This is a genomic window from Actinoplanes sp. ATCC 53533, from assembly GCF_003947245.1.
The window spans coordinates 1-930 of record NZ_QHHV01000582.1 but is presented as its reverse complement, the minus strand read 5'-3'; the positions used below and the strand labels follow the sequence as shown (position 1 = coordinate 930).

The 930-nt window shown below is 67.8% G+C and carries 1 protein-coding gene; it reads right to left on the bottom strand.

All coding sequences use genetic code 11. The features are described from left to right. A partial coding sequence (locus tag DMB66_RS60150; RefSeq protein WP_199753322.1) for a cellulose binding domain-containing protein occupies positions 1-930 on the bottom strand: 930 nt, incomplete at both ends.

The window sequence follows — 930 nt, the reverse complement described above, 5'->3', positions numbered from 1 at the left end:
AGGGCGTACGGCGCCAGCCGGCCCGCGCTTCGGTGCCGTAGAGGTGGCCGCCGATGTAGCCGGTGTTGGTGCGGGCGGTCGTGTCGTTCAGGGTCGGATCGGTGTAGCCGTAGTTCAGGTTCACCGCCTCGGCGACCATCAGCTTGGTGTTGGTCACCTTCGCGCCCTGGTCGCGGACGAAGTTCCGCAGCTCGGTGCCGCTCCAGTCCATCGAGTCGTAGGCCGGGTGCCAGTCCGGCTCGTTCTGCACCGAGGTGACGTCGATCGGCACACCCTGGTCGCGCATGTACTGGACGTAGCTGTTCAGGTGGTTGGCGTAGTCGTCGTAGTAGTCGGTCTTCAGCTTGCCGCCGTTGATCCGGCTGTTGTTGGTCTTCCACTCCGCCGGCGCCGTCCACGGCGACGCGAGGATCTTCACACCCGACCCGTACGACTTCGCCGTCTTGAGGGCGTTCACCTGGGTCGGCCACTCACCGGAGACCGGTGAGATGCCGGTGCGCACGATCGAGAGCCCGAACTGGTTGGCGCCCAGCCCGACCAGCGTCTGGGTCTCGGCTGTCGACCAGGCGCTGCCCCAGATCGATACCGCGGCGCCGAACCCGTCGATCGTCTGGTATCTGGTGGCGCTGTTCACCGTGATGTCCGGCGCCGCGGGTGCGGTGGTCGGGGTCGTGGTGGGCGAGACGGTGGGTGGGGTGGTCGGCGCCGTGTTGCCGGTGCAGGTCACGCCGTTCACCGCGAAGCTGGTGGGAGCGGGGTTGCTGCCGGTCCACGACCCGTTGAAGCCGAACGCCACGGTGCCGTTGGTGGCGACGGCGCCGTTGTAGCTGACATTCTTGGCGGTGACCGCGGCACCGCTCTGGGTCAGCGTCGTGTTCCAGGCCTGCGTGACGGTCTGGCCGGCGCTGTAGGACCAGGTCAGGGTCCAGC